The 14,098-nt window shown below is 63.4% G+C and carries 16 protein-coding genes; 9 read left to right on the top strand and 7 right to left on the bottom strand.

Annotated elements, in window-relative coordinates; genetic code table 11:
• Positions 1 to 79: 79 nt before the first annotated feature.
• From ABEA50_RS29255 to ABEA50_RS29235, 5 genes are all read right to left on the bottom strand, one after another.
• On the bottom strand, positions 80 to 1,222 hold the full coding sequence (locus ABEA50_RS29255; RefSeq protein WP_345499601.1) for a WXG100 family type VII secretion target: 1,143 nt from the start codon (positions 1,220 to 1,222) through the stop codon (positions 80 to 82).
• Positions 1,219 to 1,692, bottom strand: a complete 474-nt coding sequence (locus tag ABEA50_RS29250; protein WP_345499600.1) for a hypothetical protein — start codon at positions 1,690 to 1,692, stop codon at positions 1,219 to 1,221. The genes ABEA50_RS29255 and ABEA50_RS29250 overlap by 4 nt, the downstream gene beginning before the upstream one ends.
• A gap of 43 nt (positions 1,693 to 1,735) precedes the next feature.
• Positions 1,736 to 2,311 carry a DUF3558 domain-containing protein gene (locus ABEA50_RS29245; RefSeq protein ID WP_345499598.1) on the bottom strand — a complete coding sequence of 192 codons (576 nt, stop codon included), beginning with the start codon at positions 2,309 to 2,311 and terminating at the stop codon, positions 1,736 to 1,738.
• A gap of 251 nt (positions 2,312 to 2,562) precedes the next feature.
• The gene (locus ABEA50_RS29240; RefSeq protein ID WP_345499597.1) at positions 2,563 to 2,766 is read right to left on the bottom strand and encodes a DUF397 domain-containing protein; all 204 of its coding nucleotides are present in this window, start codon (positions 2,764 to 2,766) and stop codon (positions 2,563 to 2,565) included.
• On the bottom strand, positions 2,763 to 3,644 hold the full coding sequence (locus tag ABEA50_RS29235; protein ID WP_345499596.1) for a helix-turn-helix domain-containing protein: 882 nt from the start codon (positions 3,642 to 3,644) through the stop codon (positions 2,763 to 2,765). Before ABEA50_RS29235 ends, ABEA50_RS29240 begins: the two co-directional genes overlap by 4 nt.
• 247 nt (positions 3,645 to 3,891) lie before the next feature.
• On the opposite strand from ABEA50_RS29235, the gene ABEA50_RS29230 reads away from it, so the two are divergent.
• The 8 genes from ABEA50_RS29230 to ABEA50_RS29195 all read left to right on the top strand — a co-directional run bounded on the left by ABEA50_RS29230 (position 3,892) and on the right by ABEA50_RS29195 (position 8,910).
• Positions 3,892 to 4,353 (top strand): DNA-directed RNA polymerase subunit beta, encoded by a 462-nt coding sequence (locus tag ABEA50_RS29230; RefSeq protein WP_345499594.1) that lies wholly within the window; start codon positions 3,892 to 3,894, stop codon positions 4,351 to 4,353.
• On the top strand, positions 4,350 to 5,075 hold the full coding sequence (locus ABEA50_RS29225; protein WP_345499593.1) for a DUF4254 domain-containing protein: 726 nt from the start codon (positions 4,350 to 4,352) through the stop codon (positions 5,073 to 5,075). Before ABEA50_RS29230 ends, ABEA50_RS29225 begins: the two co-directional genes overlap by 4 nt.
• 427 nt (positions 5,076 to 5,502) lie before the next feature.
• Positions 5,503 to 5,826: a WXG100 family type VII secretion target gene (locus ABEA50_RS29220; protein ID WP_345499592.1), complete on the top strand. Its 324-nt coding sequence runs from the start codon at positions 5,503 to 5,505 to the stop codon at positions 5,824 to 5,826.
• Positions 5,827 to 5,838: 12 nt separating this feature from the next.
• The gene (locus tag ABEA50_RS29215) at positions 5,839 to 6,141 is read left to right on the top strand and encodes a WXG100 family type VII secretion target (protein ID WP_345499591.1); all 303 of its coding nucleotides are present in this window, start codon (positions 5,839 to 5,841) and stop codon (positions 6,139 to 6,141) included.
• An 8-nt stretch (positions 6,142 to 6,149) separates the two neighbouring features.
• On the top strand, positions 6,150 to 6,377 hold the full coding sequence (locus tag ABEA50_RS29210) for a hypothetical protein (RefSeq protein WP_345499590.1): 228 nt from the start codon (positions 6,150 to 6,152) through the stop codon (positions 6,375 to 6,377).
• A complete protein-coding gene (locus ABEA50_RS29205) occupies positions 6,331 to 7,473 on the top strand; it encodes a polymorphic toxin type 24 domain-containing protein (RefSeq protein WP_345499589.1) in 1,143 nt (380 codons plus the stop codon). Before ABEA50_RS29210 ends, ABEA50_RS29205 begins: the two co-directional genes overlap by 47 nt.
• Positions 7,473 to 7,889 carry a HEAT repeat domain-containing protein gene (locus tag ABEA50_RS29200; RefSeq protein ID WP_345499588.1) on the top strand — a complete coding sequence of 139 codons (417 nt, stop codon included), beginning with the start codon at positions 7,473 to 7,475 and terminating at the stop codon, positions 7,887 to 7,889. Before ABEA50_RS29205 ends, ABEA50_RS29200 begins: the two co-directional genes overlap by 1 nt.
• A 298-nt stretch (positions 7,890 to 8,187) precedes the next feature.
• Positions 8,188 to 8,910 carry an ATP-binding cassette domain-containing protein gene (locus ABEA50_RS29195; RefSeq protein ID WP_345499587.1) on the top strand — a complete coding sequence of 241 codons (723 nt, stop codon included), beginning with the start codon at positions 8,188 to 8,190 and terminating at the stop codon, positions 8,908 to 8,910.
• Positions 8,911 to 8,915: 5 nt separating this feature from the next.
• Here ABEA50_RS29195 and ABEA50_RS29190 read toward each other — a convergent pair whose 3' ends face one another.
• Positions 8,916 to 9,509, bottom strand: a complete 594-nt coding sequence (locus tag ABEA50_RS29190) for a tetratricopeptide repeat-containing protein (RefSeq protein WP_345499585.1) — start codon at positions 9,507 to 9,509, stop codon at positions 8,916 to 8,918.
• A 581-nt stretch (positions 9,510 to 10,090) separates the two neighbouring features.
• Between ABEA50_RS29190 and ABEA50_RS29185 the strand changes: the two genes are divergently transcribed.
• Complete coding sequence (locus tag ABEA50_RS29185; RefSeq protein WP_345499584.1) at positions 10,091 to 11,122, top strand: DUF4185 domain-containing protein; 1,032 nt, start codon at positions 10,091 to 10,093, stop codon at positions 11,120 to 11,122.
• Between the two features lie 1,190 nt (positions 11,123 to 12,312).
• Here ABEA50_RS29185 and ABEA50_RS29180 read toward each other — a convergent pair.
• Positions 12,313 to 13,044 (bottom strand): endonuclease domain-containing protein, encoded by a 732-nt coding sequence (locus tag ABEA50_RS29180; protein WP_345499583.1) that lies wholly within the window; start codon positions 13,042 to 13,044, stop codon positions 12,313 to 12,315.
• Positions 13,045 to 14,098: the final 1,054 nt, after the last annotated feature.

Here is a 14,098-nt window from a genome sequence, read left to right as displayed (position 1 = left end):
GCTCGCGCCCGCTTCGGCTCGGACGCCTCGAACTCGACCGGCCCGGTGCGGGCCGGGCCGGTGTGCTGGGGGAGTGCGATCAGGCGGGTGGTTCGCCGCCGATCACACCGCCGGGCACCGTCTTCGGAATCTCACCGATCAATTCATCGGTGTTCTCCTGCGTGACCAGGTACTCGGGAGCCTTGTGCTCGTTCTCCTCCGACTTCCCCTTGCCCGGCCCCATACCGGGCCCCATCATCCCCGGCCCTGCCGCACCACGAGCGGCTGCGGCGGCCGCCGCTGGATTACCCTGCGTGCCAGGCGCCGTCGGCACACCGGGAAGACTCTTGCCCGGCTGCGGTGCTCCCGGTGAGCCCGGTGTGAGCCCACCTGGCGACCCCAGCTTGGTGCCGCCCGGAATATTCGGCGAAGTGGTGCTCGCGGCAACGGTATTCGGCGCACCGGGTGTGTTGGTGCCGGGAGTTGTGGCGCTCGGATCGGTGGGCAACGTGGGTGTCGCGCTCGGGGTTGTCGCGCTGGCCTGCTGCGTCGACTGCTCCTGCGGAGTGTCGGGCTGGCCGTCGCCGTCTGTGTCGCCCGGAGCGGTGGGGGTTTCCGGGGTTTCACCGGGGGTGCTCGGTCCGCCTGGGCCCGTGGTGCTGTCACCGGGAGTGCCGCCTGGGACCGGTGGCGCCGGAGTGTCAGGCTTGTCGGTGGGTTGCAAAGGTGTTGGGAGCACGGGGATCTTGCCGTCGACCTGACCGAACGGCGTGACGTAATGCTCAGTCATCGCCGTCCGCGCGGTCTCTTCCGCCTCACTCGCCTCATTTTTGGCTGCGTTGTGTATGCCAAGCGAGAAGCCTGCGGTCGGCCATGAGGTGTCGACCGCGCCGGGGATCGCACTCTTGGTATTGGTGATCGCATTCGCCGCGTCACGAACGCCAGTGTGCAGCTCAGCCAGTGCTGGCGACAGGTTCTTGGCGTCGGTTGTGTAGTCGGCGATGGACTTTTTGGAGGCCTCGGCGGCTGGGCCGGACCAGGCTTGGGCGATTGATGCCTGGATGGAGCGAGCGAAGGTCTCGACGCCCTCGTCCCACAGTTGATGCATCTTCCAGTACTGGTCCGCCTGCGCGTGCGCGTCCGTCGGGTTCAGCGGTTCGAAGGAATTCTTGATCGTGTGGTGATCCCAACTCTTCGAATTCTCGCCGCCACCAGGGATTCTCGGTGGTTCGTAGCCGCTCACCTCGTGCTCCCGCCAGGGAGGAGGTACGGGCCAGCCTTCGGTCCGACCGGAGGGCGATCGGGGAGAGTCTCGTTCTTTTGATTGAAGTCAGCTGCCCAGTCGCTGTCGTTCTGCATGATGCGCTCTCGCACTAGGCGGTGAGCTTCTTGAATGTCTTCAACGATCTTGAAGTGCTGTGCCATGATCGCGTTGACGTCGTTGCCGTCACCGGCTCCCGCTGCTTTGGTCTTGAAGCGACTCACCAAAGTTCCCCCAGATACCATTTTTTTGTTGTCTTCCCCCAAACCCCACGTGCCCTGTCGTGAGACCTCGCTTGCGAGGCCCTGGATTCGCACAATTAGGTCCTTGAAATGCTCGCAGTCGCGATCTAAATAGATGAAATCTTCTGGCTTCATCTCGATTGCGAACTGACCATCGCGCGCTGAATTTAGCAGCGAGCCCATTGGTCGAGGCTGACTATCTTCGCTCATATCTTATGTCCCCTCCCATGGGCTCAAGAACGATGCCGATGAGTCACGCGGCGGCAGGGATCGACGGAGTGACCTTCTCTGCAACGTCATTCACGAGATCGCAAGCATCAAGGCTTCCGGTCTCACGTGACGCAGGCGGATTGTCGAGGGCAAGCTCGAGACTTCCACCATTCATCTCCACGTTGACCACACAATTTGATTGAACATTTTCTATCTGCCGTGTAGTAATCGCTTTCCTGGTGCCCAGGGTGAGTTCCTGGGCATTCGGGAAGTTCTTTTCGCGCACCATGTCAACAGTGATGTTCGTAGTCCGTATGCTTATTGAGTACCCGTTTCCCTTTACCCATTGACAGCCCCTCCATTTAATTCCACCAGAGGCGTACGAATCATCAGGTATCGAGCCGCCGCGCCACTTCTCAGAGTCGATAACGGACTGGGGCACGTCGGTGCACGCGTTGTAACCAGTGGGTACGTCGGCGGCAACTTCTTGGCTGGCCGAATTATCCCCGCTACCTTCGGCTTTCGGGTCGCCATCAGTGGATGATCCGCACCCTGACAAGGTGAGAGCGGCGCCAAGTGCTAGCACCACTAACCGCAAGGAGTTCGACCTGCTCGTCATCGAGACCTTCGCACGCCGGTACATTGCCTGATTGCACCGGGGCTGGACCGGCTTCTCCGCCCCCTAGTCAGCTCGAACTGACGCTACCGCCGGAGCTCCTGACGTGCAAGCGAGTCGAAGGCCGAGCAGTTGCAGGTCTCTGCCGTGGGTCGTGTCGCGGTTGCTCGAGCGGAGGCTAGCTTCCTCGTTGGGCACGCTGTGTGGCTGGAAGCCCGGCCGCGCAACGTGCCCACATGAACCTGCCGAAGGTTCTACTCGCAGAACCGCCCGCGTACGACGTTGGTCGTAAAGGTGTCCCAGCCGCGCGAGTCGAAGACAAGTGCTGGCCCGGTGGGGTTCTTCGAGTCCCTGACGCCGACGGCGCCTTGCTCGAGGAAGGCGACTTCGACACAGTCCCTGTCCGAGCTGCTGTAGCTGCTCTTGAACCACAGGGTTTTTGGAGTGTTAGCGTTCACGCGGCGTGCTCCTTCGCGACCTTGCGGATGAGTGCTCGGCTGCGAGTCTCGTCCAGTGACCGCCGTTGAAGGTCGGCGTACGCCTGCTTGTACTGCCGTACTTCATCGGCCTTTTCAAGGTACAGGTCGCCCGTATACCCCTGCACGTATATGACTGGTGGCTCCGTGAGATGTGCTGTCGGATGCTTTGGAAACTCGAGCATGACGAATGGGCCGACACGCAGGCCGCAGTAGGCATCCGCACTGAGCGGCACGACACGTATCGAAATATTTTGTTGCTCACCGGCTCTCGCAAGGTGTTCGAGCTGATCAGTCATGACCGCCGGGCCGCCGATCGTCCGACGAATCACTGATTCATCCACGATTGCTTCCATTGTCAATGGGTTCGTCGCGCCCTTCAACCTCGCCTTCCGGTGACTGAACAGTTCGATGCGTCGCTCGACGTCTTCCGTGGGTAAGCTGGGGAAGTCGACCCAGGTGAGTGCTCTGCGGTAAGCCTCTGTTTGTAAAAGAACTGGCAGGAGGGTGGTTTGGTAGGATACCAGCCTTTTGGCAGCCTCTTCCAGACCAAGAAACAGGTTGAAATCCGTAGGCGAGGTGTCCCCGTACGCGTGCCACCACCCGGTTCGCTTCGTCTCCTCGACCAGCCCGAGGAGCGCTTCCGTCTCCTCCTCGCTGGCCCGATACACCCTGCACAACGTCTCGATGAACAACGGATTGAGCCGCCCGGGCTGCCCTGTCTCCATCCGCCAAAGTGTCTGTTTCCCAACACCGATGGCGTCGCGGGCGGTTTCGGCGCTCACTCCGGAGGTTTCGCGCAGGCGGCGCAACTGGCGGCCGAGCATGCGGCGGGGGAGGGTGGAACCGGTGGGGGTCACGGGAGTTCCCTTTCGTGGGTTTCGAGTATGTGGGTTGCAAACTGGAACCTCTTGACGGGAATCCTTGGAACCTTGCGAAATCACCCCTGGTTCCACACTTCTGAACGTCCCCGCCGCGCAATTCCGGTGCTGTACTTGGCGAGCGCACCGGCCATGTTCTTCGACTGCCTGAAAGCTTAATGGCGACAATGGCTTCAGGTCTACACCGGGCGCACCCAGCGACCGTTCACGATAAGTCGAGGTTCGAATGGAGTACCCAGCTTTTGCAAATACGTCCGTTTCGCAATGCGCGTTCTACCGCCGCACCTGCGGTCTACCCGCCTGCGTCGACCCGACCGCGGACCGCATCATCCTCAAGGCGGGCGTTGTCGGCGCGATCACCATGCCCGACCGATTCGGCCAATTCGTCCGCGACGATATGCGCTTTCGCGGCGCCGCCCTCGGCCCGGTGATCGCCCACATCCGTTCGCGCCGTTGGACTTTCCTCTGCCGCCCCGACCTACCCACCGACATCCACCTGTTCGCCGAACTGATGCGCCTCGATATCTGCGTCGCACCCTTCGGCGCCGACATCGCACTGCCCTCACCCTCGGACGCACGAACCCCCCGCCGCGCCTGGGTGATCCCACCCCGCGACACCTTCCGCCCTTCCGGGGCGGTACTCCTCGCCGCGGTCCGAGCCCGCACTACCAGGAAAAATTGCCGATGACACCGAGCCTCCCCACCCGATCCGACCTCCTGCGCGCCTGCCGAGGCGAAACCACCACCGCCCACCCCCTCCTACTCGCCGCCCGTGCTCTCACCGTGCTGCACCAGGCCACGCGAGCGGCACTGCCGTGCGAGGCAGCCGCCACCACCAGCGAAGCGCTGTGCGACGCGGTGTGGGAAACCACCCTGTCCGTGGCAGCGGCGACCGCCGCCGGCGAAGAACGTTCCAGATGCCGGAGAGCGTCGAGCGAGTATCCGAATGCGACTGCTATACAGCATGATTCGACAGTCACCGCATGCCGCCAACGACTCATCGCCCGCGCCGACTACATCCGCACGATCGACCGCTGGACAGCCACCAACCTCCCCCGCCCACCAGGCGGCGCCTACCTACACTCCGAAACCCTCGGCACAGTAATCGACCGCATCGCCAACTACACCGCCACCGCCCACGCGGCTCTGGCCGCAGACGACGAATGGGACCTCTGGTTCGCCTGGGAACGCCTCGCCGAAATATCCCTCGCCTACGAGGATTTGGCCACAGAGCTGTCCCTGGGCCGTCGCAGACTCCCGACCGCTACACCGGCAGACCAGCAGCTCGCCACATCGGAGTCATGTGTCGAACCCACTCGCTCGCAGCAAGATCCGTCCGCACAAGACCGGCACCCCGGCCAAGGCGATCCACGTTTTGCGGGACCGCGAGGTCAATCCGCACGAGGATGAAAAAGCTCCGTGTGCGAGGTCGAGCAATTCACCGTCGATGACCTGTATTCGCGCGCATTGTCGTCGCCTGCGAAGCTCTCGATGGTGCGGCCCGCGCGGCGGCAGTCGACCTATTCGATGTCAACGCGGCAACCCCCGACCTTCCCGTCGCCCCTGGTCGCGCCGAGCTCGAATACCTCACGCAGAGAACTCATTACCGAGTGGTCCCCGCTGGGTGAGTACGGATATGTAGCGGTGAGCCGTACTCAGCGTCGATTCGGCGGCACCGTGGCTGGATTCGAGAGAGCTGAAAAGCGTCGAGCGCTCGTGCGTCGCGCGGGGTGGCATGGTGATCGGAGTCCACCACCGAGCGTATATAGGGTGCACCAACGCGCACACGCACTCGAACACCGCATTAGACTCGCGAGCACCGATCGAAGGGGGGAGTATGCCGAATCCTGGAGGTACTGCGGGAGACTTCGCGATGGTTCCCGCCGAGGTGACCGACGCGGGAAAATTCGTGCAGATGACCGCTGATTCGCTGGTCGATGGTCTGCGGTCGTTGGACACCGATATCACCACGCTGCTCGAATCATGGACGGGCGGATCGGCCGACGCCTACCGGCTGGGATGGGACGAGGCTCGCCATGGTGCCGCGGAGGTGCTGGGCTCGCTGACGGCGATGGCTGAGCTACTCGGGGTGGCGAGTAAGGCGGTCGAAGACCAAGACCGAACACGGGCGCAGACGACGAGTTCGCTCGATCTGCCGTAACAAGGGGTGGAAATGACCGACTCCCAAGCGTTTCGGGTAAATCTGGCGGAACTGGAGCAGATCACCACGCGAGTCGACGGCTTCGTGGGATTCCTGTCCGACAGTCTGTCGGGCCTGCAACAGCGGATCGATGCCGTGCAACAGAACTGGAACGGCGCGGCAGCCGACGCGCAAAGCGACGCGTTTCGGCAATGGATGACCGGTGCGACCGAGGTGGCCGAGGGGATCGCCGCGATGAAACAGGCCGCCATCGCCGCACACGACCGGTACAGTTCGGCGGCCCAGGCGAACCTTCGGATGCTCGGCCGAGGGTAGGAGTCCGCGTGACTCAGTTCAATGTCGATCCGCTGATCTACGCGTTGTCCGGGTCGAACCTGCACACCTACGCCGTCGATTTCCACCACGACTTCAGCACCTACATGACGAACCTGGCGGACATCACAGAGATGGGTGGCACGGCACGGGGCGTGCAAGGACTGGTCGAGCTCCTACGACGTCATCGCGGTGGACGCCTATCACCTGGCCGGTTCCCTGGTGCAGGCGGTCGATAACTATGCCGGTGTGCTGCAACAGGCCGGATACAACTACGCGGTCGCCGACCACGAGAAGCGCAGTAGCCGTCCCGCACCGGTGGAACCGAAACCGCTGGCCCCCGCCTGGGGATCCTGTCCGCGACCCCCCGGATCGGCGGGCGGGCCGGGCGGCGGCCTGGTCGACGACGGCTTCGAACTGGCCAGCATGGTGGGCATCCCGATCCCCGACGGCGACCCCGACAAACTCCTCGCTACCGCCGACATCTGGGACGCTTTGGCGAAAAGCGGTGGTATCGCGGGACTTCCAGCGAAAATCGAAGGTGTCGCGCGGAGCTTCGAAACCGTCACCGCACCCGAAGCATCCTTCATCGACGAAGACCTCCGCGAGATGAAGACCGCCGCCGAAGACGTCATCACCACCTTCACCGACCTGGCCCAATCCTGCCGCGAGCAGAAGGCCGCCATCGACGACCTACGCACCCGCCTGAAAGACCTGCTCACCCAACTGGCCGAAGACATCGCCCAGGAAGTCGCCGTAACCCTCCTCTTCTCCGTTGTCGCAGGCGCGTTCTCCGCCGGTTTCGGCGCCGCCGCCGTCGCCGCCTTCCGCGCGGGCAAGATCGCCGAAAAGGTCCGGAAGTACGCCACCAGAATCAAAGACATCGTCGAAGCGGTCGCCCTCATCAGAAAGGTCGCGGTGAAGAAGGCGACCCAAACGATCCGCGATAAGCTGCAACGGATCATCGACCTTGGGAAGAATTTAGGTTCTAAGATCAAGCGGGTTCCTAAGAATTCTCTGAAGAATGAACTAGACAATGCCACCACCTGGACCCGGAGAAACCTTCCAACTGAAAATGGCCCAAGGAATGGTTATCTAGTGAAGCGTGACCCGCAGGGTAATATTACGAGGTATAGTTACTATGATGCGGATGGAATCGCCACTAAGCGGGTAGATCTGTCCGGAAAATCTCACTACGACAAAGGTGCGGGCAGGGATATACCTACGCCTCATGTTGTAGATATAACGAGGCACACTGACCCTGCAACAGGGAGGGTGTTTACTCAAACGGATCCAAGTACTACACGACCAGCTCTGCCGGAGGAGATCCCCTGATGAGTTCCGATCTGGAATCAGATCTGCTACATGCACTCACGTCGTCCCGCGATGAGAACACCGGAGTTCGCTTATCCGCAGTTGTGGTTTTGTCGCAGAATATTGAAGATTTGCGTGCTAAAGATAGGCTTGTTGAGATGCTGGACGATGACAACGTAACTGTTGAGGTTGACGCAGCTGAGGCGCTGGCACGATTCGGTGGCGTGGATGGTGTTCTCGCTGTGCTAGAGAATCTCGGGGGCCGCGGAGACGACTCGGACGCTGACTACCTTGCCTACAAGCTCTATGAGCTCAATGCGCGACACGTAATCTCAGTATCCGATATCGCAGACACCGTGGATGTGGCACTGCTTTCCGAGAATCAACAGCTTGGGTTGCAGGACGTTGCCGAGGTCGGTGGGGATTTTGGCTCCTAAATCGGGCAGCGGATAGATATGGTTGAGGGGGGTGGTCGGATAGCTGGCAAGCTTTCAGAGGTTACTTTTTCGATCGGGCGAGTCAGAATCTTACTCGAGGTTGTTGTGGACGAGTTGAGGGTTAGCTTCACGACGGTGTCGGAACCGTGAGAGACCGGGGCCGGTTTCCGTGCTTGGCTTCGCGGATCGCGTGCTGCCCACGAAGGGAGTGGGCTGATGGTGCGGGGCGCTGGAACAATCCTCAGTCCCAACTCACGGAACTGTGGGTAGCGGTGAACTTTTGGGGAGTGGCTGGTAGATGACCGCTGAGTTGATCGACTTCACCGTGCGCATCGACACGGGCCGATGGTCCGAAACTGTCCTTCGCTCAATCGATCTCCAGGTTCCTGACCGGCAGATCACCGCGCTGCTCGGTGAATCCGGGTGTGGGAAGTCGATGGTGGCGCGGGCGTTGACCGGGCATTTGCCTGGGACGGCGGCGAGTTCTGGGGAAGTTCGGGTCGGGGGGTCGGCGCGGGCGCTGTGGGAGGACGGCAGGATCGGATACTTGCCGCAGGCGGGGATCGAGGCGTTCGCGGCGGGGAAGGGGGTGGGGGGTCAGTTGCGGGAGCGGGCGCAGCGGTTCGGGCGGTGGAGTGTCGAGCGGGCGTGCGAGGCGGCGAGGTATCCGGTTGAAATGTCGGAGCTGAATCCTGATCAGCATTCCGGCGGGCAGATTCAGCGTGCGGCGTTGGCGGCCGCGCTACTCTCGGCGCCCAGCCTGTTGGTCGTGGACGAACCAACCGAGTCCCTCGACACCGAGACGGGGGTGGCGGTGTGGCGGACGCTGCGCAAATATGCCGACAGCGGCCCCGCGGTGTTGACCATTACGCAGAACGTGCAGATGCTCGTCGCGCTGGCCGTCGCCGATCGAATCGTTGTGATGCGGGAAGGGTGGGTCGTCGCGGCGGGCCCGGCGGGGGACGTCGCGAGGCTCGATGAACCGTACGTTCAAGGGTTCTTTCGGCCGTTCGGTCGGTGAATCGCTCAGTGGGCATTGCGGAGCACCACATCGAGATTGTGCCGCAGGTCGAGCACGGTCGGATCGTCGGATCCATAAGCACGCAGGGCCGTTTGGTATGCCTGATCCAGGATGAACAGGGCACTCTGCGCGTCGCCGGACTTGAACAGAGCGGCTCCGACCGCCTGGGCGGTGTCCAGGGTGTCGGGGTGCTCGCTCCCCAGCGCCTTCTTCTTGCCTTCCAGAACGGTCAGAAGGAGAGGGACTCCCTCGGTCCACTGGTGCATGAGCACGAGTGCGGCACCCAGGTTGTGCCCGGCCCCCAGGGTGAGGGGATGCTCGGGGCCGAGGGCCGCGATAGCGCGGTGGTAGGCCTCGCGGTGCCATCGGGCCGAAGTGGGAAATTTCCGCTGCTGGTAGCAGGCGGTTCCGATGGTGTCGATCACGGTGATCGTGAACGGGTGCTCCGGTCCGATCTGGTCTTCGGCGTCGATCGACAATTCGGTCAGCGCGAGTTCGGCCGAGGAGTTGCTGCCCGTATCCAATAATCGCAGCGCATCCCGTTGGCGACGTTCGAGATGTGCCGGAACGCGGTTCCGTCGACGCGGTATGAGTCCCATCGCGGCCTCCCGATGCTGAACATACTCCACCAGGATAACCGTCAGCACAATGGAATTCGGCGATTCCCGCCGAATGCGATCCTCCGGAAGCATGACGGCGGGGAAACGTGACGGTGCGCCGCGATTGTCGTTGTCGTGCACGGCTCGTCCACATCGAGTCGGTTCGCCCGGACCTGTTCTCGCAGCGTCCATGCGGAGCTGACGGATGCCCCACCCTACGAGTGACAATTCCGCTGGTGGTAGCGGCGAGACCGTCGTCCGCCCCTGATCCACGCACCGCTCGACCCGGCCCGCTCGATCCCGGTGATGGGGTGTGACGGGTGTCCCGTGGCATTTCTGGCACAGGAAATGGACGGAAGCGCCCTCGCAGCTGAATATGTCAGGCGTACAAGGGTTTTCGTTAGTAAAGTGCGGACCACCTAGTGTCCGGCACTGCGCATGGTTGACCAGGAGTAGGTCCACCATGTCATCCTCGGTGGGAACTCGTCGGGTGTGTCGGTGGTAGACCGGAGGCACGGCTTCCGTGCGCGGAAGTACCACCGTCGGACCGCGACGCAAAAACTCAACGGGGAGCGGGATCCATGACAGCGACATTCGTGAAGAACCTGGTCGGCACCTCGTGTCCACCGCTCGCGCAGATCGGGGGTACCGATCTGGGGGTCGGTTGGCGGATGGGTAACGGGGAGTGTGCGTATCTGCTCGGTGACACCTTCCAAGGCGGTGCGCCGGGGTCGCCGGGGTGGTGGCGCAGTCCGTTGCTGGTGAAGTCGGACTTCGTGGCGCCGGACGCCGAGGTGAACATCACGCGTGCGGTTGGTGGTCGCTCGGCGCGGGAGCTGATCCCGAACAAGCATCAGGAGTGGTACGTCGGCGAGGTCACGCAGATCCCGAATGCCGGGTTCCGTATCGGCACACGACAGTGGATGAGCGTGTTCTCGGTGAACAACTGGGCCGACGAAACCTGGGAAACCAATTGTGCCGCACTGTATTACTCCGACGACTACGGCAAAACCTGGGTAGACCCGGACCGCCGCTGGTGGAACAACCCCGACCACACCGATGTCCTCCAGATGCAGGCATGGGAGGTGCACGACGGATACGCCTACTGCTTCAGCACGTCGAACGGCCGCCATCGTACTGACGGCCTCTACCTCCAGCGGGTAGCGGTAAACCAACTCCTCGACCCGGCGAAATACGAAACCTGGATCGACGGCACATGGTCCCCGGGCACCCCCACAGCCACCCTGACCGGCCGCTTCGGCGAACCCTCCGTGCGCCGAATCCAAGGCACCTGGGTCCTCGCCGTCTTCAACCCCGACACCGCGAACATCGAAACCCGCACCGCCCCCGCCCCCTACGGCCCGTGGTCGGATGCCAAAACCGAGGTGACCCAGGAGTCGGTCCCCCAGAACTACGGCGGCTTCATCATGCCGAACTCCACCCTGGAGAATCTGAACCTAGCTGTCTCCCAATGGAACACAGCGATAGGCACCCCGTACCACATCATGCAATACCGCACCGCCGTAGACCCGGCAGCCCCCCTAGAAGAAGACCCCTTCACCCAAGACCCACCCCAAGGCCTCTGGACCAAACTCCGCAACACCTTCACCTAACCCCCACACCCCAGAACGACCCAAACCCCCGCCCCCGAGCCCCCCGACGACAAGACCCACCCCCAACGCCCCCGACCCGGACGACATATCCAAGCCCCCCGCCCCCGGGCAGACAACCCGTAAGCACCACCTCCAGGTCGCCACGCCCCCGACCCGCCTCCCACACATCGACCACCCACTGGTGCTCGCACGCACGCGAGCCCCACGACCACCAGGACACCAGGGCGGCGCCGTCCGTGTGTCGCCCGTGAGATGTCCTGGTGACCAGAAGCTCTCGCCTTGCCCCCTTCTGCGGCCGAGGCCGACGGAGCCTCGTCGCCTTGGGTGCCGCGCGTTCCCTTCGGGCGCGGCCTCCTCGATCACCAGGACACTGGGGTGGCGTGGTTCGTGTGTCGCCCGTGAGATGTCCTGGTGACCAGAAGCTCTCGCCTTGCCCCCTTCTGCGGCCGAGGCCGACGGAGCCTCGTCGCCTTGGGTGCCGCGCGTTCCCTTCGGGCGCGGGCCTCCTCGATCACCAGGACACTGGGGTGGCGTGGTTCGTGTGTCGCCCGTGAGATGTCCTGGTGACCAGAAGCTCTCGCCTTGCCCCCTTCTGCGGCCGAGGCCGACGGAGCCTCGTCGCCTTGGGTGCCGCGCGTTCCCTTCGGGCGCGGGCCTCCTCGATCACCAGGACACTGGGGTGGCGTGGTCCGAGCGCCGCCCGTGAGATGTCCTGGTGACCAGAAGATTTCGACTCTGGCCCGCCTGGGTAGGTGTCGGCTTCGGGGCCAGCCGGACTTCGCAGAGCCGCACCCTTGGCATCGCGCGCTTCCGTAAACGCGAGTCTCCATGATCACCAGGACGTTGGGGTCGTGCTGTCCTGCTGTCGCCCGCGGAACGTCCTGGTGACCGACAGTCTCGACTCGAGACCCCACTGGAGCCGAGGCCGGCCGCACCCCACGGAGCCTCGTCGCCTGGGTGTCGCGCGTTCCCTTCGGGTGCGGGTCTCCTCGATCACCAGGACACTGGGGTGGCGTGGTTCGTGTGTCGCCCGTGAGATGTCCTGGTGACTAGAAGGTCTCGCCTTCTGGGGTAGATGTCGGCCGAGAGCCCAGAAGAGCCTCACGGAGGCGCGCCGCCCGGTGGTCTTGTCGGTGAGCAGGGCGTCGGGGTGACGGCTGTCGGATCGCTCCGCCAGTGTGTCCTGGTGATTATGAAATTTCTGGGGGGCGGTCACCAGGGGGTGGGGTGGGGGGTTTGGTTAGGGGGGCGCCGTGGGTGGTGAGGGCTTGGTGGGTGCGGGTGAGGATTAGGTGGGGGGTTTTGGTGAGGAGGGTTGAGTTGGCTCGGATCAGGGTCCAGCCGAGGGCATCGAGGTGTGCGGTGCGGTTGATGTCTCGTGTTCGTTGGGTGGGGTCGGTCCAGTGGTGGGCTCCGTCGTATTCGACGGCGACTTTCCAACGGCGCCAACCCATGTCGAGACGAGCGACGAATTCGTCATGGTGATCGTAGACAGGAATCTGAGTTTGCGGAGGTGGAAATCCGGCCTGGCGCAGCAGTAGCCGCGTGCGTGTTTCCTGGATGGACTCGGCGCCACCGTCGATGTAGGGCAGAACCTTTCGGAGGTTCGCGTTGCCGCGGTAACCGGGGTGGTGCTCGAGCAGCAGCTCGAGGGCATCCGGTCTCAGGTGAGTGGCGTTGGCGAGCGCGTCGAGAACCTCGACAGCTTCGGAGAACGGGAGGCGGCGGCCGAGGTCGAATGCGGTGCGCGCCGGTCCTGTGTAGCGCACTCCATGGGACGACCACACGTCATCGAGGACCGAGCCCTGATAGACGCGAAGGTTTCCGGGATTCCGGACATGCCCGGGCAGCATGATCTCAGCCGGTTTGCCCTCGAGCCACCGGCATCCGTGCATCGCCGCCGCGGAGTACCCCACAAGCACCCCCGCCCCTCTCGCCCACCTCCAAGCCGCGAGCACCCCCGCGCATCGAGCTGAACCCCCTTGCGCACATACACATCCGGATACACCCGCCAGTACCCCGTACGCAGCTCCCACCGACTAACCCGCCCTCCCCGCACCGCACAACTCCCCAAAAACGGTTCATCAATTTCCCCCATACCCCAACAATGCCACCCCCAAAGCCCCCACCCCTCCCACCACCCCCACCTATCCACACCCCCCGAACTCATCCACACCCCACCTGCACGACGATCACCAGGACCACACGGCGCCCCACACCCGACGATTCTCCGCTGTTGTCCTGGTGGCCAGGAAGTTCACGCCGCCGTTTGCGGGTAGGCGGGCGCTTTCGTCGTCGTTCGGCTTCGGGGTGGGCGGTGCGCACCAGGGGTGGTGGCGCTTCGCGCCCGAGGCGTCAGCGGCGGGCCGCGCCTCCAGCGAAGGCGAAGATCATCGGGACATCCTTGCGTCGCGCATCCGCTCATTGCACGTCGCTGTCCTGGTGATCTTGCGATCTTTGGTGTGGGAGCCGAGTCGCGGTTGCCGCTGGGGGTGCGTCGCTCGTGGGCGTAGGGGCATCCAGTTGAGGGCGGTTCGTGCCTGGTGATCTTCGGGGTGTGGTGTTTCGGTGAATGCTGTTGCGTCCGAGGCGTGGTGTGCGCGGGTGGTGTGTCCTGGTGATCTTGAAAGGTGGTCGAGTTGGGGGCAGGTCGTGTTGGGGTGCCAGGTTGGGTCGAGGGCCCCTCGTTTCGCGAGGGCTCACCCGTGATTGCCTGGCTCGCTCACTTGCCATTGACCGCGCCTGCCACCTCGCTCGCGATTGACCGCCAGCGCGCTCGGCGCTTGCCCGCCTCATCGGCCGCGCATGCTCGCTCACTCGCTCTCGCCGCTTTCGGGGCCGGGATCGCGCTAGGGCGTGTCTCCCAATGGGTTTTGCGGTCTGTGTGCGGTAGGTCGTTGTGGCGGGCATCATGTTCGCCGTGGCTACGGTGGTCGGTGATCGGTATCGGGTTCTGACGGACAGGCAGTGGGAGCT

The organism is Nocardia callitridis, assembly GCF_039543305.1.
GTDB lineage: Bacteria > Actinomycetota > Actinomycetes > Mycobacteriales > Mycobacteriaceae > Nocardia > Nocardia callitridis.
Note: the sequence above shows the minus strand (reverse complement) of the source record. Positions and strands in the feature narration are given on the sequence as shown.